Origin of the sequence: Klebsiella sp. LTGPAF-6F (genome assembly GCF_001753185.1) — a bacterium.
In the GTDB taxonomy this organism is placed as follows: Bacteria; Pseudomonadota; Gammaproteobacteria; order Enterobacterales; family Enterobacteriaceae; genus Klebsiella; species Klebsiella michiganensis.
This window is the reverse complement of the sequence record NZ_CP017450.1, coordinates 3,327,025-3,347,144: the sequence shown is the minus strand read 5'-3', so window position 1 is coordinate 3,347,144 and position 20,120 is coordinate 3,327,025. Positions and strand designations below refer to the sequence as shown.

Genomic DNA, 20,120 nt, shown 5'->3' with positions numbered 1-20,120 from the left:
GGTGGGAAAAATTTCGACCGCCGTATGATGTTTTATTTAAGTAACGCCTGATGAGATTAGGATATTTCTTATTTAATATAATGGCAATAGGTTTAAAGAAAGAGTGGCTTTACTTTTTAATAAAAATTCGCAGCCAAATCAGTGCCTTGTGTAGGTGATTTGTTTGTTTTTCAGCATTTTTAATCGCACTAAATGCCAAGATTTGTTATGCCACTATTAATTTGCATTCACGGTTTTTATTAATTAATGGCAATCATTCAGAAAATCATTATGAATATAGCATCCAAAGCTAATCTTTAGCGGCGTCCATTGAATCATAGGGCGAGACGCTATTCGTCATTTAACGGCATGCATGCCGTTGATTTGATACTTCCACCGCGTAGCTATCCGGGACGCGTTGAGCAGGGCGGTTTAACCCACGAACAGGGCCAGCGCTTCCGCGAGGCCATTTTGTCTCGCGGCACGGGTTTTGATTTAACTGCGCTTTATTGCCAGTGGCGCGAGCGCGCTGTTAAGAGTGAACTGATGCTGGAAAACCGCGGTGTCAGGGCATGGCTAAAATGCATTCGCATTCGATTTGACCTTAGCGATAAACCTTTCTGTAAGGGACAAGCCTTCGATGATTTCCTTATCGACTACGGTAATTCCGTATTGGGCAATTAACTCCAGCAGTCCGTCATAGGTCTGTATGAGCTCCAGAAGGCTGTAGATTGTTTTGCGATCGGAAACGGAGGGCATCTCAGAGTTTGCTGAAGATTGATTAACAATCCACTCAAGATTGGCTTTGATTTTTTCTATATCAAGGTAACTATACATATTTCATGGGCTTAAATCCTCATTTCAAGATTTTTTTGAGAAAACGCGTTTCTGACTTCACAGGAAAAAGCTATTGAATAACATCCAAAAACTCTGTTCTGAGAGATGTCGATGATCAAGCCGGATGGGGACTAGCTGCAGAAGCGGTCATGTCCAAAAGCGCTGCTACTGGCGTATCCCCTAAAGAAGGGCGCGATGTGCGTAGACTTCATTATGGAACGGATCGCCGATATATCAAGAAATCAGCGGATAAAATGTGAATAAGTAAATTTTACTGCGGATAAGGCTGCTCACCTGCAAACCGTATGCAAGAGCTGCAGGTGAGCAATGTGCTATGGAGGCAGTACCATAGCGGCAAAATTTTAGCCTCGCGCTGTGGGCAAAACCAACAAAGCGTTTACCGCCGGGAACATTTTAGGACTTACCTCACTCATCACCGTGCGCAAGGCAAATGAAAACAGGGTATCAACGGGGCTCAATATGATGTCTGCCCCAGGTTCCGCGAAAATTACGATAATGGCCAAAAGAGGCGGTGAGACAAAGCATATAGCCAAATGATTCGCAGCCTTCTTCGACGACATTTTTTACCACTCTGACATATCCATCATTGAGAATTGCATGCCATAAGCCCTGCATGCCGAAGAGCCGAGAGAAGACCAGAATAGCCAACAGGCCGCTGATTAATACGCCGTACCAGGGTGTACGGGTATATTGCGCCAGCTGTGCCAGGGTTTGACGATAATGGATAAGTGGATAAATTAAGGCTAACAGGGCTGCAGTCAGCGCAAACCACAGCCAACTGCCGTGAGAAATAAGATCAAAAAGGGCGTCCAGCTCACGAATGAGCATGGCAAGGAAAAAGCCGCCAACAAGAATATGACAGTAGCGCATGGCGTTATACTGCTTCGCAAGCCGAAAATGAATAAAAACGATGGCCGTTAAAACCAGCTCCTGTACAATTTCGGTGAGTGATAATTCAGAAATATTATAATCCCAAAAGTGGATATCGACCCAAAGGCACAATACCACGAATGCGCAGGAAGAAGCCGCGCCAAGAAAGAAGAGCAAGCTTTTAAATACAGTCATTAATATCACCCATTTTGTTTACGGCTAACAGGATAAATGACGATGATGTAAATGCTGTTCACTTTGTGCGGTATATACCCGTTATACTTCAAGTTGCCTGTGCGTTGGCTTTGTTACTCGGCCTGCGGCTTCGCCCCTTCGGGGCCAGCGTAAGCGCTGTTCAAGGCACGAGTACCTTGTCCTGCAACTCGAATTATTTAGGGTAATAATAACCTTTTTAACAGCTAATGCGGATTAGCGTATTTTGCGTCATGTTTTACGGGCATAACGCGAGCGCGACTGGAATAAACCGAGAGGCAGGTGGATATTGGCTGAGGGAGGGAAAATTATCTGGTTAATAAAGGACGCAGATCCCGGCGTCCCATTGCGGATAAAGAACAGAACGGCTGGAATTACCCAACGGTGCTTCGCTTGCACGAGTCCAAAGAAATTGCGCGGCAGGTTGTGACTCTGGTATTGGCAGGCCGGGTAAGGCGTCAGTCGCCACCCGGTGAAGATCCGGGGAAGATGTTTAAACAGGTTTGTCATCACTCCCAAACCGGGCGCAGAGCCCGGTTTGTTGAGCCATACGCTTTCACACCTTAAGCAGTTTTACCGTGGCCTCAATGTCTATCTCATCTTCCGAAAAGATGAGGGTGGTTCCCTGGAAGGTGGTAATGGCCAGCTTTTTCACCGAGCGCATTTCGCCAGGCTTAGCGGTGGATTTTGGCCTGATGTTTCCCATCAACAGGCCTACGGAAAGGACCGCATTCTCTTTGTCGATGCGGGCATCGGCGGGCTCTTCCTCGCTGTACACCAGGAAAGATTTGATCGATGTAAGCTTAATCCGCTCGCCTGCAATATAGATATATTTGCTTTCCGGCAGGACTTTTACCGCATAGGCTGACAAACCCTTGTTATTGGTGGTGGGTTCGAAAGTGACTGCTGCATCTTTTTTAATGAGTTCAGGGTTGGCAACCTTAATCACATGAAAATAGCGATTATCGCCGTTTTCATCTTTGATAAATCCAAAACCTTTATCTTTAAACCACGTTGTGATCGTTCCGTTCATCGCCGTTACCGCCTGGTTAATCGTTTATCTACTCAATTTTTGCCGCGCGCAGTGTAAAGCACAACGCCTGCGCAGACCAGGCCTGAATCGCCGGTCTGCGCAGGCCCGCATTGCTTACCACATTAAATCATCGGGAACTTTAAAATCAGCATACGGATCGTCTTCGTCCTGCTCTTCCGCACTTAGCGCGCTGTTTAAGACAATGCTGCTGGCGTCGCGCTGGGCGATTTTATCGGCGACGCTGGCCGGGATAATCGCGTATTTGTTCTCGCCGTCGTTATCGCCGGCCAGACGCGCAATGGCGAGACGGCCGCTAATCAGCTGTGCCTGGGTGGGTTTATCCACGGCGATTTTTTTAATGAAGTTGTTATCCGTGAAGTTAAAATCAATATTGCCTTTTGAAATATCGATTTTATTCATTTCAATAAGCTGCTTAACCTGCGCTTTATACTCTTTCGAGAGCGCCGCCTGCTTTTGCTGCTCGCTAAGCTGCTTATCTCGCTCAAGCTGCGCTTTTTTATTCTCTTCCACTGCTTCTCTGGCTTCGCGAGCCTGAACGCGGGACTTTTTTGCCGTTCTCTGAACTTTGGCCATTTTTTTGCTGGTCACTAACCCGGCTTTAAGCATTTGTTCTTGTAAGGTGAGTTTTGTCATCTTCGTGTCTGAATCCGCTGAATAATGAGTGAGATTATACCTGCAAATGTCCGGGATGTACCAGGCGGTATGATGCGCATAAAGCAATTGCATAAAAAATCACTATTATCGCCATTTTTTTTGCTATAAATGCATCTTTATTGATTTTTTATGAGGTGTAGGGATGATTGTCAGAACCTGGCATGGTTGTGTTCCCGTTGAGTTTGGCGATGCGTTTGCGGTTCATTTGCAGGCGACAGGCGTACAGCATTCCCAGGGCATCAGCGGCAACGCGGGGGCATTTGTCAGACGGGAAACGCAGGGGGAGTGGGAACACTTCTTCCTGGCAACGTACTGGCACAATCTGGATGCGGTCATCGCCTTTGCCGGTGAAGCGTATCATGTCGCAGTGACCTATGCGGATGATGAGCAATTCCACCTGTTGTCCGACCCTTACGTTTTTCAGTTTGACGTAGCTGAAGTCGTGGCGATTTGAGTCAGCGTTAGCATAAGCGCGCCGGAGGCAAAAAATTAAGGCCCGAAGGGCCTTAGAATGGGTTATTTCCGTCCCGCCAGTAAACCAATCACCAGCCCGATAGCGCCGGCCGCCAGCAGCCCGGTCAGCGGATTTTCCCTTACGCGCTCGGAGACCTCTGAAACGGCATCCGACGCCTGAGCGGCGTACTTACGGGCCGCGCCTTTTAGCTGATGTTTAGGCGAATCAACCGCATCACCAAATTGCTGCTGGGCTTCCCCGGCGAATTCATTGACTTTGTTGCTCACTTTGTCCGCCAAATTCTGCGCGTCGTTTTCATACTCTTGTGATGACATGGGAGTCTCCTTTCGTTTGACTTATTTAAGTCTAGTGGCTAACAAGCGAAGTACAAATGCTCAGCCGTCGGCGAGCCTCACTCCAGGAATTTTCCACAACGTCCGGGATATAAACCAGGCTGCAGTTTCTGCCACAAAAGCGCTACACTCTGGCGAAAAAAAAACGTCACCAGAATGGGGGGATTGCCGTCATTTCAATTGATTAAGGTAATTCTTAGATATAAGATCCGTCGGGCGCGGGGGCAGGAAAGGCAGCAATTCATAAATAAGAACTATTGATGTTCACAATTCCTCTTTTTTCCTTCATCATTTGTCAGCTTTTACTCCTAATAATCAGCGCTTAGCTCAGCATAAGAAAGAAATTTTTTTACTCAAGGCCGGTATGAACTATAAGAAAGTACTGAAGAACACGTTGCTGCTTGCTCCCGTGGCGATCCTGAGTCTGCAAACCCCTGTCTGGGGCGCAGAAGCCACGAAAACGGCGACCTGCCAGAAGGCGTCGCCTGCGGTGGACAAAGAAGGCGTGCCGTTACCGCCCGTTGTTGGTAAAGAGGGCGCTCAGCCGGCCTCCGCTAAAGACAAGTCCGGCCACGGCGGCGCAACGGCCAACTGTCAGCCTGCGGCCATCGAAAATTAATCATTGACCTCAACCCGGGAGGGACATGGTGCACCCGTTAATTAAGGTGATGCTGGTTGGAGGGAAGGGCGACGGCCTGATGGTTAGCGTTGCCGATAACGCGACGGAGATTTCCGTGACGCCTGCGCAGTACGGCGCGAAATCCGGCCAGCCGCTGAGCTACAGAATCGTATCGCAGACTATCGACGATGAACGCTATTTTTTCGGCGTTTTCAACGAGAGCCATGAGGATACGGACAAACTCAAAAGAGTCGCGCTGACCCGCGGCATGAAAAAACTCTTCAGCTAAGCCGGAGCCGGGCGGCAAGCTGTCGTCCGGTCCGCGCCTGTTTTGTTTTCCTTTCGCCTCCGATACAGTAGCGCCAAACGCTTTTATCAGTTTCGGGAATCTATGATTAACCATATCCGGATAAAAAATTTCAGATCGGTCAGGGATATTGAGCTGGAACTCGGTGCGCTGAATATCGTTTTTGGCCCCAACGGCTGCGGTAAATCCAATATCTATAAAGCCATCCACCTGTTAACCGCCTGCGCCGACGGGAAGTTTTCCGGCTATATCAGCGATGAGGGCGGGCTGGAAAACATTATGTGGTCCGGGCCAGGCGCGCCGACCGACCGCTTTCCGCGGCGGCTGCAGATTGGCTGTCTGACCGACGAGTTTGACTACCAGCTGCAGGTGGGTTTTCCGGAAAAGCTGCCTTATCCTACCCAGTTTCAGCTGGATCCAATCGTTAAAGAGGAGTCGATCTGGCTGGCGGGATTTTCCCGACGTCCTTCATCGCGCGTGCTGGAACGTAAAAACCAGGCGGCGTTCCTGGTGGATGTGAATGGCGAAAAGAGTACTTTTACCGACGCCATTTACGAGAATGAATCGATTTTTGGCCAACTGGGCGAGCCGCACCGTTTTCCGGAGGTCTCGCGGGTCAGGGAAACCATGCGCCACTGGCGCTTTTATCACGAATTCAATATTGGCAGACTCTCACCGCTGCGACACCCGACGGTAGGCTACCGCTCGCCGGTGCTCGACAGCGATGGGCACAACCTCGCCGCCGCCTTTCAGACCATCGTGGAAATCGGCGCCGAAGAGCTGCTGCATGAGATCCTCGGCGAAGCGTTCCCGGCGTGTACCTTTTATTGTGAAAACGAAAACTCGCGTTTCTCAATGAAGATGCGCCGTAACGGCGTCTGGCGGCCTTTACTGGCGGCGGAAATGTCCGACGGTACGCTGCGCTTCCTGTGCCTGGCGGTGGCGCTATTAAGCCCGCGCCCTCCGGCATTTCTGGCCATTAACGAGCCGGAAAACAGCCTGCATCGCCAGATGTTCCCGGCGCTGGCCCGGCTGATTGTCGAAGCGTCCCGCTATAGCCAAATCTGGTTAACCAGCCACTCCGCCGAGCTGGCTGAGCTGATTTCATCGATGGCGGAAGCGCGCCTTTACGGGCTGGAAAATAGCGACGGGGAAACGCGGATCGCCGGCTAGCGGCAACTGCCTTACCCGGCGTCTTAATGGTGTATTGCCGACGCGCCGCCGGAGGGTTTCCGGCGGCCTGGCGTTATGCTGCCGCCGGGAGCAGGGTTTTGCTGCCTTTCAGGGTAAACAGCGAAATGACGGTAAAGCTCAGGGTAATACAGCCCAGGATCAGATAAGCCTGATGGAAGCCGACGGTATCATACATCCGTCCTACCCACGCCGAGAGCACAACGCCCGACAGCTGTTTCGATAAATTAAAGCCGATCAGGAATAGCGTCGCCGAAAGTTTTGGGTTAAATGCCGACGAGATATATTTAAAGGTGCCAACCAGCAGGAAAGGGATCTCAAACATATGCAGCATTTTTAATATAATCACTTCCACCGCCGAGGTCGCGAAAGAGGAGCCTAAAATTCGGACTGACATAATTACCCCGGCTATTAACAGGGCATTCTTGGCACCAATTCGGTTAATAATTGCCGGCGCGCAGAACATGATCAGCGCATTGAGTAATTCCCCACCGGTGGTCACGAAGCCAAACACTTCGGTGCCGCGCTGCGGGCTGGCGAAGAAGCCTTTAAAAAAGTTGGCGAACTGCTGGTCGAAAACGTCATAGACGCTGGCGACGCCAACGACATAAATAATAAAGCCCCAGAAGCGCGGCATCCGCAAGAGCTCGGCGGCGGTGCGCATGGAGAAAGCCTGACGGTTGGCGCCCAGGGCGTCGATAACCTCGGCGCTATTGCTGCTTTCCGGCTTCGAGACCCACAGCAGCACGCCGAGGATCAGCGCGAAGCCGGAGGCGATCCAGAAGGTAATATTGGGGTCGATACTAAACAGAATGCCGGTGATCGAGGCGCACAGCGCCCAGCCGACGCAGCCGGAGACGCGCACTTTACCGTATTCAAAACGGTTGGCGCGGCTGACGCGTTCAATATAGGCTTCTACCGCCCCGGAGCCGCTGGAGAAGACGATCCCCAGATAGATCCCGCCCACCAGCGCGCCCGCGATGATATTCATCTGCAGCAGCGGAGAGAAAACAAAAATAAAGAACGGGGCAAACAGGATTAATAAAATCGTAATCGTCCACAGCAGATGTTTGCGCAGGCCGAGCTTATCGGAAATCAGGCCAAACACCGGCTGGAAAATTATCGCGAATAGCGAAATGGAGGAGAAGACGATCCCCGTTTCGGTTTTGGTTAAATGGTTTACTTCCGCCAGCCACACTGGGAAAAAGGGGAAGTAGGCTGACATAATGAAATAGTAGAAGAAAAAGAACAGCATGAAATATATAAAATTATGCCGTTCTCGTGGCGCGAGTTCAGAGAGTTTCATTGTGAATATTCCATATTATTATGCCTGTAAGGTTGGGGGCTGGCGCCCCCGATTATTATTGGAAATGAATCGTTAACTGATATTGCCATTGTGTCTCAAGCAGCAGCCATTGCTGTAGTACGCTGGGTGTCCAGGAGTCATCGCCGCCGATGCCCATGTGTTGAGCATCGAGCGCGATCCAGACGCCGTTTTCCGGCTTCATCCTGTGCCAGTGATCGGTCTCCATTAACTGCTCGGTGCTGTAGGGCTGTACGGAGAAGTGGAAATCGCCCGCGACGTGCCAGCGCCCCCAGTCCAGCGCTTTGTTATCGCAGCGCAGGCCGTTTTCCGTCGGGAAAATGTACGGTGTGGTCATCTCTTCCAGCGGCAGCTGCCAGCGGGAGAAACAGGCGCTGGTGCGGCGGTCCGGATAGTTTTCATGCGGGCCGTAGCCGAGCCAGGAAACCGGTTGATGCTGGTCCGGAACCTGGAAATTCAGCCCGATGCGCGGCAGCGGCGGCAGGGTGCCGGCGCGTTCGCCATTGACCGCCAGATGCAGCTTGCCTTCGCCATCAAACGTCATCCGCCAGTGGCTGACAATCACCACTTCGTCGCCGCGCAGATAGTGCCAGCGGCTATCGATAACCACTTCATGGGCCAGGCGCTGGGCGTCGCACTGTACGCAGCGGGCGCTGAGGCCGTAGAGCCCGGCACTCTTCCAGCGTTCAACCCAGGCGTTGGGGTCGATGCGCTCCACTTCGCTGACGCCGATATCGTTATCCAGCGGGGCGCGCACAAACTGGTCGCGCAGCGGCGTCAGCAGCTGTTCCACACCCTCTACCTGCCAGTGGGTCAGCAGGCCGCTCTCCCGGTCGATAGTCCATTGCTGCGAGCCGCTGCGTACGGTCCAGGCCGCGTCGCTGCTCTCCAGCGCTGGCGCCGTGCCGACGGGGGAAGGCCGGCGCAGCGCCAGCGGGGCGGCGAGCGGGAACTGCTGCCAGGCGACGCGATGCCCGGCGTCGGACCAGGCGGTGGCCTGTGGCTGGACAACCTCCAGCGTCAGCCACACCGCTTCGGCGCCCACGGGCAGCGTCAGCGCATCGCACAGCGTCAGCTCGCTCTGGCCTTCAGGGCTCAGCTCAAGCTTCACTTGACCCTCGGCAAAGGTTTCTCCGGCGGCCTGGACCTGCCAGCGCAGCGCTTCGTTATCGGTGGCGCGGAACAGATATTCGCTGCTGATGCTGATACGCAGCGGGGATTGCGCAAGCAGGGTAAACTGGAAGTACTGCTGCGCGTGTTTCGCTTCAATTAATGAAGGGTGCGGGCGGCGGTCGGGGAAGACCAGGCCGTTCATACAGAACTGGCGATCGTTCGGCGTATCGCCAAAATCACCGCCGTAGGCCCAGCCGACGCTGCCGTCGTCGAAGGTTTTGCTGATGGCCTGATCCGCCCAGTCCCAGATAAACCCGCCCTGCAGGCGCGGATAGTCGCGGAAGGCCTGCCAGTAATCAGCAAAGTTGCCGAGGCTGTTGCCCATCGCGTGGGCGTATTCGCAGAGGATCAGCGGGCGCTGCTCGCCCGGCAGACTGATCCACTTTTTGATCCCCCATTTCGGCACCGTCGGAATCCGCTGATCGCGCTCAACGCGGGCGTACATCGGACAGATAATATCGGTGGTGGTGCTGTCGGCGCCTCCGCCCTCGTACTGCACCGGGCGGGAGGGATCGTTGCGCTTCAGCCAGTGATACATCGCTTCATGGTTGCCGCCGCCGCCGGATTCGTTCCCCAGCGACCAGATAATAATCGACGGGTGGTTGCGATTGCTTTGCAACATCCGGCTGACGCGGGCGCTGAAGGCCGGCAGCCAGGCCGGATCGTCGGAAAGACGATTCATCGGCACCATGCCGTGGGTTTCAATATTGGCTTCGTCAACGACGTACAGGCCATAGCGATTGCACAGCTCGTACCAGCGCGGGGTGTTTGGATAATGCGAGCAGCGCACGGCGTTAAAGTTGTTCTGCTTCATCAGCAGGATGTCCTGCACCATATCCTCTTCGGTCACCACCTGGCCGCGCTGGTGATGGTGCTCGTGACGGTTGACGCCGCGGATCAGCAGCGGTTTGCCGTTTAACAGCAGCAGGCCGTTTTTGATTTCAACCCGGCGAAAGCCGATATCCCAGGCTTCAGCCTCGATCGTTTCATCGCCGCGGCACAGGGACACCACCGCCCGATAGCAGTTTGGCGTTTCCGCGCTCCACAGCGCCGGTCGCTCTACCGGCAGACGAATCGCCGCGCGTTCGGCATAGCTTCCGCGCTCATCGATAATCGGCGAACCCGGCGACTGCTGGTGGCTGGCGACCAGACGATCGTCATCCCACAGTTCGATCTTCACCGCCAGCGCCTCCAGCAGCGCGACCGGCGCGGCGACGCTTAAATTCACCAGCAGCTCGGCATCCCGGTAGAGCGCATCAAGCTGCGGCGTAAGCTGAACGTCGCAGAGGTGGAGGGTCGGTTTGTTCAGCAGCCAGACCGAACGGAAGATGCCGCTCATGCGCCACATATCCTGGTCTTCAAGCCAGGTACCCGCGCTCCAGCGCATCACCATCACGCAGATGCGGTTATCGCCCGGCTGAAGGTAGGGCGAGAGATCGAAGGCCGCGGGCAGGCGACTGTCCTGCGAATAACCGACCCATTCGCCGTTGCACCACAGATGAAAAGCCGAATTAACGCCGTCGAAGATAATCTGCGTCTGGCCGTCGGCTCGCCAGCTCTCATCGACGCTGAACGTCAGCGAGTAGCAGCCGGTCGGATTCTCCTTAGGCACGCGCGGCGGCGTAGTGTCGATCGGGTAGCGGACGTTGGTATAGATCGGAGCGTCGTAGCCTTCCATTTGCCAGTTTGACGGCACCGGCGTACTGCGGCTGTCCGGCAGATCGTCTTCCAGCCAGCGGGCATCCACGTCAAACGGGCTGCGGGCCCAGGAGAACTGCCACTGGCCGTCAAGCCGGCGGCGGAACGCCGAGGGCTGGTTTTTCCGCGCCGCGTCGGTATCGCGCCAGCTGGCGAAAGTCGGGTGGGCCGGTAAACGGTTGAGATGGGTAATGGTCTGGTTCTGCCAGTCTTCGCGGGCGAGAATCTGATGGAACGTTGCTGCTGCGGCGGAATGAGAGTCGTGTTGTTGCATACGTATTCCTGACGGATAAGTGATAAAAATGTCATTCGCTAGACAATATAATTTTGTTATCAGTTATTTTCGCTATAGCCGCAATATTGGCGAAAATGAAACCCACTGGCGATCACGAAAAGCTGGAAAAACAGCTGATTTTTGTCGTCTTTTAAACATAAAATGTTAGCGGACGACATTGAGGTTTTAATTCAGAAGGAGTGCACTATGCAGCGTCGCCTGGCAACGCTTGACGATGTGGCCCGCGAGGCCGGCGTGTCTCAGCAGACGGTCTCCCGGGTGCTGAATAATCCGGACGTGGTGTCTGAACGAACCCGCGATAAGGTCATCCGCGCGATGCAGGCGCTGCGCTACGTACCGAACCGTTCCGCTCAGCTGCTGGCGGGGAAATCCGCGCCGTCGATTGGGCTGATCACCGCTTCGCTGACGCTGCACGCGCCTTCACAAATCGCCGCGGCGGTGAAAAGCTACGCCGGTCTGCATCAGCTTGAGGTCTCGATTGCGATGCCGGTGCAGGTCGACTATTCGTCGCTGCAGGCGCGGCTTAATGAGTTTCGCGCCCAGCATATTCGCGGCGCGATTATCAGCCTGCCGCTCGAAAGCAGCCTCGCGGAGCGGCTGGTGGTGGAAAACCCCGATATCGCCTGCATGTTTCTTGATGTTTCGCCGGAGACCGACGTGTGCTGCGTGCGTTTCGATCATCGCGACGGCTGCGGCGCGTGCGTGCGGCATCTCTGGGACGCCGGGCACCGGGAATTCGGCCTGCTGGCCGGGCCGGAGAGCTCGGTCTCCGCGCGCATGCGATTGAGCAGCTGGCGCGAGGCGCTGCATCGGCTGGGCGTCAGTAATGCGGTGACGGTGTTTGGTGACTGGAGCGCCGCCAGCGGCTGGAACAAAACGTTTGAGCTCCTTCATCACCATCCGCGCATTAGCGCCATCGTGGTGGCTAACGATCAGATGGCGCTCGGGGTACTGAGCGCGCTGGCGCAGTTGAATCGCACCGGCAGCCAGGCGATCTCGGTCACCGGTTATGACGATACCGCTGACAGCCTCTACTTCCAGCCGCCGCTGACCACTGTCGCCCAGGATTTTAACGTTCTGGGAAAAAGGGCGGTTGAGCTGCTCATCCAGCTAATGGCTGCCCCGCAGATGAAGATCCGCGAGCTGCTGCCGACGCGCCTGATTATCCGCCAATCCACCTGGCCCTGCGCGGGCGCCAGGCAGGAGGAGCAAGAGAGTCTTGTCGCGCAGATCAAAGCGCTGGTGGAAAAGCTGTAAGCAACGGTCCGTTTAGCTTTCATTGATGTTGCGCGTGATAGCTTATCGGACAAGCGTACTCAGGGGGTTATGCCCTGAACGTAAAAATGCAAAACACAATCTATCCATGCAAGCATTCATTCACCGCCAGTCACATGGCGGTTTTTTTTTGCCCGTTTTCGGTCGTTAGAATATGGCGTTATTTTATTTAATTCTGCCAGCAGGTCGATTACTCGCCGCTGTTAAGCATAAATGCGCTGTTTTCACGCCGCGGTGTCAGAAAATTTCCCCGGCTTATACTTTTTTATCCAGCATAAAATGCTGTTGACCGGGGGCGGCAGGGCGCGCTTTTTTTAGCGCCATTCGGCTATGCTGAAAGCCAAAGCAGGCGAGTGAAAGGCAACGTCATGATGATATTAAAAGATAAAGAGCACGTGGACTCGGTTGACTGGCAGACGGTGGAGGAGATTATCGCCGCCGCAGGTCTCAATCAGCGGGACGTCGCGCTGGTGGAGCGCGCGTTTCGCTATAGTACCTTTTGCTGGTTTGGCTATGAAAACGGGCAGCTTATTGCCGTTGCCCAGGCGATTAGCGACCTGACCTGGTGCAGCTATCTGGCGGATGTCGCGGTGCACCCGCGCTGTCAGGGAAAGGGGTACGGGCAGCAGCTGATGCAATCGGTTAACGATCGGCTGCGGCCGTTCGGCAAAACCTTCATCTACTCGGTGGTGGATAAAGTCGGCTTTTATCGCCGCTTTGGTTTTGAAACGCTGACCACGGGCATGGTCTGCGCCAGCGAAGAGGCGATAGCGCGTATGCGCGAGCAGGGATTTGTTGGCTAGTAAATACCGCTTAAAAAAACGCATTTACCAAACGGTTTAAATGGCTGCTGAATGAATCACTGCCATTACCCGCGCCGCTGAAGATTATTTCGCTGGCCCTTGCCGGTTGCTGCCGTAAATAATCGGATAAACTTAGTCGGCTACAGCCGGTCCAGTTAATTATGACAGATAGCCTGGGTTAAAAGGGTAAACTGTGTTACACAGTTCCATTCTCCTGGCAAACATCTGGATGGGATTATGCTGACAACTCTGATTTACAGAAGTCAGATGCATTTAACACAAGAAACCGATCTCATACTGCTGGTTGAAAAAGCGAATGCTGAGAACGCAGCACGCGGGATTACGGGCATACTTCTTTTAAAAGATAATGTTTACCTTCAGATACTTGAGGGGGATGAGTGCGTGCTTGAGCAGCTATTCAGCACGATCAAGCAAGACGATCGCCACCATCAGGTTGTCGAGCTGATGCGTGATTACGCGCCGCGCCGGCGCTTTGAAAACGTAGGGATGATGTTTTTTGACCTGAATAAACTGCAAAGCGCTGACGTCCTGACAAAGGTTCGCCAGCTTAGCCAACTGAAAGGTTATCTTTCCACCGAAGAGCGCGTCTATAAATTTATCCATACTTTTATCAGTCAAAAAAGCGCTGCCGCGCCGTCACCCTTTTTACGGCCTGACAAATGGTCGCTTCATTCGCGTAAACATGCATTTCATGCGCCGCAAGAATCGTTTTTTGCCGGTCAATGTTGTCAGTTTGCTTTCCAGCCCATTATCGAACCGTTGGCCGGGAATATCACTTCGCTTGAAGCGCTTATTCGTGATAAAGACGGCGGTAGTCCCGCCAATTTCTTTGCCTCGATTCCGCCAGAGCAACGTTATGAAGTTGATCTCAAAGCGAAATCAGTTGCCTTTGCCCTGGCGAAAGAAATCAATATTGGCGACCATAAAATATCCATTAATATCCTTCCGATGTCTCTGGTTGTTATTCCTGATGCCATTGAATACCTGTTGCAGGAAATAAAAAAACAGGGTCTTGAACCCGAACAGGTGATCGTGGAGGTGACGGAAGATGAAATGATCTCCGGTTTTAGCCAGTTCAGCAGCGCGATAAAAAAACTGCGCGTCTCTGGTATGGGGCTGGCAATTGATGACTTTGGCGCCGGTTATGCTGGACTCTCGTTGTTGACAAAAATTCAGCCTGATAAAGTTAAAATCGACCGCGAGATTATTACCGATATCCATCAGAGCGGCCCTAAACAAGCGGTGGTAAGATCGATTATCAACTGCTGCCGTGAACTTGAGATTGCGGTGGTTGCTGAAGGCATAGAGCGGATAGAGGAGTGGTGCTGGCTCGAATCTGCGGGTATTAAACGTTTCCAGGGCTTTTTATTTGCCATGCCGAAAGTCAACGGCGTCGGTGACATACGCTGGCCTGGGGAAAAGTGAAGCCTGATTTGCCTTAATGTACCGAGCGGTTTGCCTCCAACAGCAGCGCAGGCGAGTAGACATTGCGTATTCCGCCTGGAGTATCCCTATTTTTTGAAGCTGAACCGGCCAATAGTTGCTGATGGCCGGTAAGCTCATGACTAACCGCAAGCCCTGCATATTCCCAATCTATAACAGACTGACCCTTGTTAATCATCGAGCCTGTCATGACTGATTTCATCTTCGTGGGTGCTTATCAACTGCGTGAGCGCTATTTGTTCCTGAAACTTGGTCAGAAGCAGTTCTGCGTCCGTCTTCAGAACGTCTTCAGATGATTCCAGTACCGAATTTATCGCTTTCGTTACGCTGCTAACTAATTCCGCGACGCCGCCTTCCTTGCCGATAGCGAGCATCAGCGCGCTAATGAGCAAAGACTGCGCCTCGACCTGGGCAGCAAGCTGCTTACTTTCGGCATCCATGGCGGAAATTTTAGCAATTATGCTGAGAATGACATTATTCATTGTATCCCTCAAATCAATAAGTTAGAGCGGGTTGTTGATGGCTATATTCGCTGTTGATAATCCGAATTAACCATAGAACATAAATATGCCAGAAAAAATATCGGTAGCGTTAGTCAGGTTTTGGACATCACCAAAGTAAAGCATGAAAACGCGCCGGTCCCACTTCCATTTTCCTCCAACGATCGCGCCCGACAGAGCGCAAAGGAGCATGAAGAGAACGGTTGTTGAAAACAAAGACGCCAGGCTTGAGGTCGTGTTTACCCTGGCCGACCTCTGATGTTTCTTGCTTCAGCATCAACTCATACAGGCGAACAGGAAAATGTGTGGATGTTTAACCGGCAGGACAAGCTCGTTGGCAAGAGCGGCTGGATCTGTTCAACGAGATACAGCATGGGCTGATACCAGACCATGAATATGGCTCATGTTGTAATGAAATTAACTCGCTTTCACTCATCTAATGGCTCTGGCATAACATGCTGTATTCGATATAGATAATATGAAGATGAAGACTGCTTATGGAAGCCTGCGCCAGCCTGCAACCATCAGAAAGGACTGCAGTTTTTATCTCAGAACTTAGGATGCACATCTGCAATGAATCAACAATTTACCTTTACTATTAAACGCACTCTCTTTGATGAAAACTATAACCCCTCAGAAAATACGCGTATTACAACCAACTTTGCTAATTTAGCAAGAGGGGAAAATCGCCAGGAGAATCTGCGCAATACCTTAGTCATGATTGACAATCGTTTCAATACGCTGGCGCACTGGGATAACCCCAAAGGCGATCGCTATGCCGTTGTGCTGGAAATTATTTCAGCCGAAATGAATATCAGCGCCACCGGCGATACCTTTCCGGTGATTGAAATATTGCAAACCAGCATTATTGATAAAAAGACCGATGAACGTATTGCGGGTATCGTTGGCAATAATTTCTCTTCGTACGTTCGCGACTACGACTTTAGCGTATTGCTGTTAGACCATAATAAAGGACGCGCAGGTTTTAGCCTTCCGGAAGGATTCGGCGATTTGCACGGCAACATATTTAAACATTTCGTCAATTCAGCGGAGTACAAGGCCAATTTCAAAAAATCACCGGTTATTTGCCTTAGCGTCTCCAGCAAAGACACCTATCACCAGACCGGAAATCAACATCCTGTCCTGGGGCTCGAATACCGCCCAGAGGGTTCATCGTTGACTGAGCAATATTTTGGCAAAATGGGCCTGAAGGTTCGCTACTTTATGCCGAAAAACAGCGTTGCGCCTTTGGCCTTTTATTTCTCAGGGGATTTGCTGAGCGATTACACGAGCCTTGAGCTGATTAGCACCATCAGCACGATGGAGACGTTCCAGAAGATATACCGCCCGGAGATCTACAACGCCAACTCTGCCGCAGGACTCTGCTATCAGCCCGATCTGCATCATCAGGACCATTCATTAACCAAAATTGTTTACGATCGTGAAGAGCGCAGCCAGCTGGCGGTAGAGCAGGGGAAGTTTACCGAAGAGCACTTTATTAAACCGTATAAAAATATTCTGCAGCAATGGTCTGCTCATTACGCTCTTTAAGACATCGCATATATAAGGCTATCGATAATGACAAAATTATTACCCACTTCAACAGCCGGCAGCTTACCGAAACCGTCCTGGCTTGCAGAGCCTGAGAAACTGTGGTCCCCATGGAAACTGCAGAATGAAGAGTTAATTGCCGGGAAAAAAGACGCGCTGAGCCTGTCCTTATTTGACCAACTGCGCGCCGGTATCGACATCGTCAGCGATGGCGAGCAAACCCGTCAGCACTTTGTTACTACGTTTATTGAGCACCTCAGCGGCGTCGATTTTGAAAAACGCGAAGTCGTTAAAATCCGTAATCGCTATGATGCGAGCGTTCCGACCGTCGTGGGCGCCGTCGAGCGTCAAAAACCCGTTTTTGTCGAAGATGCGCGTTTTTTACGTCAGCTCACCAGCCAGCCGATTAAGTGGGCGCTGCCGGGTCCCATGACCATGATTGATACGCTCTATGACAATCACTATAAGAGCCGCGAAAAACTGGCCTGGGAGTTTGCGAAGATACTTAATCAGGAAGCCAGGGAGCTGGAGGCCGCCGGCGTCGACATTATTCAGTTTGATGAGCCAGCCTTTAATGTGTTTTTTGATGAGGTTAATGATTGGGGCATCGCGGCCTTAGAAAGAGCCGTTGAAGGGCTAAAATGCGAAACTGCGGTACATATCTGCTATGGATACGGCATCAAAGCGAATACCGACTGGAAAAAGACCCTGGGAACAGAGTGGCGACAATATGAAGAAGCGTTTCCTAAGCTGCAAACCTCCAGCATCGATATCATCTCGCTGGAATGTCATAACTCACGTGTTCCCATGGATCTGCTTGAACTGATTCGCGGAAAAAAAGTGATGGTTGGAGCCATCGACGTGGCGACCAATGCGATCGAAACGCCGGAGGAAGTCGCCGCGACCTTACGTAAAGCGCTGCAGTTTGTGGATGCCGATAAGCTTTATCCTTCAACCAACTGCGGCATGGCGCCGCTATCGCGTCCAGTGGCGAGCGGCAAGCTCAATGCGCTAAGCGCCGGGGCGGAAATTATCCGCCGGGAGCTGCAGGCTAAATAGAACCCTGGCAAAGGGCTGGAAGCCTCGCCGCAGCTGACGGATGTCCAGCGAACGGTATGTAAGGTATGCGAAATGCTTCTGGCTCAGATTTCATCATTCGCTGACCGGGCATAATCAGTACGTCGTGCCGGGCGCTCGGGCGCTACTTAAAATATTTATCGAGGGGATCGTGATGGCGGTATTTTCGGAAGAAAAACAGCCAGTAGACAAAACCCAGAGTAGCGCCCAGCCCGGCAAACTGCAGATAAAGTATTTTACGTCGGGCAAGCAGGTCCATAAATGAATACGCGCCTTTCCACATATCAATAATGCCACCGTTTATCACCAGGTCTGTAAACAGCGCAAGCCCCGGCAGAGCAACCGCGTACGCCGCCATAAGGTATAAAAGCGCCGCAATCCTCATTTTGGTATTGATGTGCATATTCTGCCTCCTTGCTCATGATGACAAAGCATAACATAGCCTATCAACGATCGGCATCGAGTGGGCTGTTGAGGGATGTTCGGACGGAGTTTCTCCTGGTGACTGATACGATAAATTATCGTGTATAAGGTGGTTCATCGATCGGCAAGCCAAAAGCAGAACGCCCCCTGGTGCATTGGCAGCAGGGGGCGTTTACGGGTGGGGATTATCGTCGTTCATCAGTCATCCCATTTGTGGCTCAGGTATGCGGCAAGAAATCCAAAGAACAGAATGGTTCCCAGAACTGCCATAAATACATGCATATTTCCCAGCATGATTAACCTCCATTAGTTTTGCTATGCGCTATGTTGTCCTCATTGAACGGGTTTACGGTTGTTGGATACATCTTAACCCGACTAATCTAAACAAACGCTTAACAAATTGCCCGGCGTGACTATTATCCATGTGAATCACTCCCCCTTTTTACCCGCCAGCGCGCTTTTCCTGTACTGCAACGGGCTAAGGGCAAACTGCTGGCGGAAGTGATGGCGCAGGGTGCTGGCATTTGAGAAACCGCAAAGCTCGGCAATCTGCTCAACGCTCAGCCGGCTGTGGGTCAAGTGCTGCGTGGCGCGCTGAAGGCGCTCGTCAAGCAGCCAGCGGGCGGGGGTTTTGCCGGTGGCGTCTTCGAAACGGCGTAAAAACGTGCGATGCCCCATGCCGGCTCTTTCCGCCAGCGAGGCCACGGTGTGGCCAGCGGCGAGATTCTGGTGCAGGAAATCAAATAATTGCCCCAGCCTCTGGCTCTCCCGCGCTTTGGCCACCGGGCGAACAATCTGCTGCGCCTGCCCGCCGTCGCGATGGGGGGAAACCACTAACCGTCGGGCGACAAGATTCGCCGCTTCGACGCCGAAGTCCTCGCGCACCAGGTGCAAACATAAATCGATACCCGCGGCGCTGCCTGCGGAGGTCATGACGCCTTCGGCGCCGACGTACAGCACGTCATCGATCACCTCAATGCGCGGAAACCGCGCCCGCAGCTGGTCGGTATAGCGCCAGTGGGTGGTCGCCTGGCGGCCGTTCAGCAGCCCGGCCGCGGCCAGAACGAAAACCCCGGAGCAGATAGAAATTATCCGGCAGCCTCGCGCATGGGCGGCGACCAGCGCCTCGCACAGCGCTGGCGGCACGGGGGAGTCAATACCGCGCCAGCCGGGCACCACGATGGTGTCCGCTTCGCCTAACAGCGCCATACCGCCGTCGGTCATGAGCCGAATTCCGCCGGTTGCCCGCAGCTCACCGTCGTCGACGGCGGCTACGGCAAAGCGATACCATCGTTCGCCCATCTCCGGGCGCGGCAGGCCGAAGATCTCTACGGCGACGCCAAATTCAAAGGTACACAGGCCATCGTAGGCGAGGGCAACAACCCGGTGGCATGACAACGTCACGGATGGGATTGTCAGGATTTCAGCGTTTTCAGTCATGGTTCTCGGCAGATGTCGCGCAGGCGGTTAATTAAAGTAGTGGTATCACAGACAAGGAGAAGATGCCATGAGTGTTGTAACCGCTATTGCCCCCGCCAGTTCTACCGACGCTGCCGCCTGGTTTCGTCATAAGCTAAGCCTCGAGACCGACTGCGCCGATGTCTACAGCGCGATGCGCGAAGGAGAAGTGGATTTTGTTCTGCTGCACGTCGTCGGCAGTGAAGAAACCTTTGCCCGTCGTCATCTCCCGGGCGCCCTGCATTTACCGCACCGACAAATTGATGAAACCAGAATGGCGCAGTGGCCTGATGACACGCTGTTTGTGGTCTACTGCGCCGGGCCGCACTGCAACGGGGCGGACGTCGCCGCCATGAAGCTGGCTCTGCTGGGACGCCCGGTAAAAATGATGCTCGGCGGCCTGACCGGCTGGGAAGATGAAGGGTTGCCTTTCGCAAAATGAATTTATTTCATGTGCCATGAAATATTGTCGTTTGCCGATGAAACCTCTGCATGCCAGTATCTGGACATATAGCCATCCAGAAGTC

The 20,120-nt window shown here is 52.9% G+C and carries 21 protein-coding genes; 11 read left to right on the top strand and 10 right to left on the bottom strand.

The features are described from left to right. Positions 1-363 precede the first annotated feature (363 nt). Complete coding sequence (locus BJF97_RS34195; RefSeq protein WP_142395694.1) at positions 364-663, top strand: hypothetical protein; 300 nt, start codon at positions 364-366, stop codon at positions 661-663. A gap of 618 nt (positions 664-1,281) precedes the next feature. Here the strand turns inward: BJF97_RS34195 and BJF97_RS15650 are convergent. The 3 genes from BJF97_RS15650 to BJF97_RS15640 all read right to left on the bottom strand — a co-directional run bounded on the left by BJF97_RS15650 (position 1,282) and on the right by BJF97_RS15640 (position 3,607). After that, on the bottom strand, positions 1,282-1,902 hold the full coding sequence (locus tag BJF97_RS15650) for a hypothetical protein (RefSeq protein WP_032694469.1): 621 nt from the start codon (positions 1,900-1,902) through the stop codon (positions 1,282-1,284). A gap of 574 nt (positions 1,903-2,476) precedes the next feature. Then, entirely contained in the window at positions 2,477-2,953 is a 477-nt protein-coding gene (locus BJF97_RS15645) for a cold-shock protein (protein ID WP_004851238.1), read from the bottom strand. Between the two features lie 114 nt (positions 2,954-3,067). Beyond that, positions 3,068-3,607 (bottom strand): DUF2058 domain-containing protein, encoded by a 540-nt coding sequence (locus BJF97_RS15640; RefSeq protein WP_032694470.1) that lies wholly within the window; start codon positions 3,605-3,607, stop codon positions 3,068-3,070. A 163-nt stretch (positions 3,608-3,770) separates the two neighbouring features. Between BJF97_RS15640 and BJF97_RS15635 the strand changes: the two genes are divergently transcribed. Further along, positions 3,771-4,082, top strand: coding sequence for a hypothetical protein (locus tag BJF97_RS15635; RefSeq protein ID WP_014229515.1), 312 nt, complete (start codon positions 3,771-3,773; stop codon positions 4,080-4,082). Positions 4,083-4,144: 62 nt separating this feature from the next. Here BJF97_RS15635 and BJF97_RS15630 read toward each other — a convergent pair whose 3' ends face one another. Further along, positions 4,145-4,417: a DUF883 family protein gene (locus tag BJF97_RS15630; RefSeq protein WP_004851233.1), complete on the bottom strand. Its 273-nt coding sequence runs from the start codon at positions 4,415-4,417 to the stop codon at positions 4,145-4,147. A gap of 382 nt (positions 4,418-4,799) precedes the next feature. On the opposite strand from BJF97_RS15630, the gene BJF97_RS15625 reads away from it, so the two are divergent. From BJF97_RS15625 to BJF97_RS15615, 3 genes are all read left to right on the top strand, one after another. Then, entirely contained in the window at positions 4,800-5,054 is a 255-nt protein-coding gene (locus BJF97_RS15625; protein WP_032694471.1) for a hypothetical protein, read from the top strand. 28 nt (positions 5,055-5,082) lie between these two features. Beyond that, the gene (locus tag BJF97_RS15620) at positions 5,083-5,343 is read left to right on the top strand and encodes a hypothetical protein (protein ID WP_014229513.1); all 261 of its coding nucleotides are present in this window, start codon (positions 5,083-5,085) and stop codon (positions 5,341-5,343) included. A gap of 102 nt (positions 5,344-5,445) precedes the next feature. Further along, the gene (locus tag BJF97_RS15615) at positions 5,446-6,534 is read left to right on the top strand and encodes an AAA family ATPase (RefSeq protein WP_014838607.1); all 1,089 of its coding nucleotides are present in this window, start codon (positions 5,446-5,448) and stop codon (positions 6,532-6,534) included. Between the two features lie 73 nt (positions 6,535-6,607). Here BJF97_RS15615 and BJF97_RS15610 read toward each other — a convergent pair whose 3' ends face one another. Both BJF97_RS15610 and BJF97_RS15605 read right to left on the bottom strand, forming a co-directional pair. Beyond that, positions 6,608-7,858 (bottom strand): MFS transporter, encoded by a 1,251-nt coding sequence (locus BJF97_RS15610; protein WP_014229511.1) that lies wholly within the window; start codon positions 7,856-7,858, stop codon positions 6,608-6,610. Positions 7,859-7,913: 55 nt separating this feature from the next. Further along, on the bottom strand, positions 7,914-11,021 hold the full coding sequence (locus BJF97_RS15605) for a beta-galactosidase (RefSeq protein WP_032694472.1): 3,108 nt from the start codon (positions 11,019-11,021) through the stop codon (positions 7,914-7,916). Positions 11,022-11,228: 207 nt separating this feature from the next. Between BJF97_RS15605 and BJF97_RS15600 the strand changes: the two genes are divergently transcribed. The 3 genes from BJF97_RS15600 to BJF97_RS15590 all read left to right on the top strand — a co-directional run bounded on the left by BJF97_RS15600 (position 11,229) and on the right by BJF97_RS15590 (position 14,566). Continuing rightward, entirely contained in the window at positions 11,229-12,299 is a 1,071-nt protein-coding gene (locus BJF97_RS15600) for a LacI family DNA-binding transcriptional regulator (RefSeq protein ID WP_032694473.1), read from the top strand. A gap of 386 nt (positions 12,300-12,685) precedes the next feature. Beyond that, entirely contained in the window at positions 12,686-13,120 is a 435-nt protein-coding gene (locus tag BJF97_RS15595) for a GNAT family N-acetyltransferase (protein WP_032694474.1), read from the top strand. A gap of 237 nt (positions 13,121-13,357) precedes the next feature. Continuing rightward, a complete protein-coding gene (locus BJF97_RS15590; protein ID WP_032694475.1) occupies positions 13,358-14,566 on the top strand; it encodes a diguanylate phosphodiesterase in 1,209 nt (402 codons plus the stop codon). Between the two features lie 188 nt (positions 14,567-14,754). Here BJF97_RS15590 and iraP read toward each other — a convergent pair whose 3' ends face one another. Further along, a complete protein-coding gene (iraP, locus tag BJF97_RS15585) occupies positions 14,755-15,066 on the bottom strand; it encodes an anti-adapter protein IraP (RefSeq protein WP_004851215.1) in 312 nt (103 codons plus the stop codon). 591 nt (positions 15,067-15,657) lie between these two features. Between iraP and BJF97_RS15580 the strand changes: the two genes are divergently transcribed. Together BJF97_RS15580 and BJF97_RS15575 are read left to right on the top strand one after the other, a co-directional pair. Next, positions 15,658-16,635, top strand: coding sequence for a DUF1852 domain-containing protein (locus BJF97_RS15580; protein ID WP_014229504.1), 978 nt, complete (start codon positions 15,658-15,660; stop codon positions 16,633-16,635). A gap of 27 nt (positions 16,636-16,662) precedes the next feature. Next, positions 16,663-17,694 (top strand): methionine synthase, encoded by a 1,032-nt coding sequence (locus BJF97_RS15575; RefSeq protein WP_032694476.1) that lies wholly within the window; start codon positions 16,663-16,665, stop codon positions 17,692-17,694. A gap of 142 nt (positions 17,695-17,836) precedes the next feature. On the opposite strand, the gene BJF97_RS15570 is transcribed toward BJF97_RS15575, so the two are convergent. The 3 genes from BJF97_RS15570 to ftrA form a co-directional block, all read right to left on the bottom strand. Then, entirely contained in the window at positions 17,837-18,115 is a 279-nt protein-coding gene (locus tag BJF97_RS15570) for a hypothetical protein (RefSeq protein ID WP_032694477.1), read from the bottom strand. 218 nt (positions 18,116-18,333) lie between these two features. Then, positions 18,334-18,429, bottom strand: a complete 96-nt coding sequence (gene mgtS, locus BJF97_RS34190; protein ID WP_004102377.1) for a protein MgtS — start codon at positions 18,427-18,429, stop codon at positions 18,334-18,336. A 135-nt stretch (positions 18,430-18,564) separates the two neighbouring features. After that, positions 18,565-19,575 (bottom strand): transcriptional regulator FtrA, encoded by a 1,011-nt coding sequence (ftrA, locus tag BJF97_RS15565; protein WP_032694478.1) that lies wholly within the window; start codon positions 19,573-19,575, stop codon positions 18,565-18,567. Between the two features lie 67 nt (positions 19,576-19,642). Between ftrA and BJF97_RS15560 the strand changes: the two genes are divergently transcribed. After that, positions 19,643-20,035: a rhodanese-like domain-containing protein gene (locus tag BJF97_RS15560; RefSeq protein ID WP_004851202.1), complete on the top strand. Its 393-nt coding sequence runs from the start codon at positions 19,643-19,645 to the stop codon at positions 20,033-20,035. The last annotated feature ends 85 nt before the right edge of the window (positions 20,036-20,120 follow it).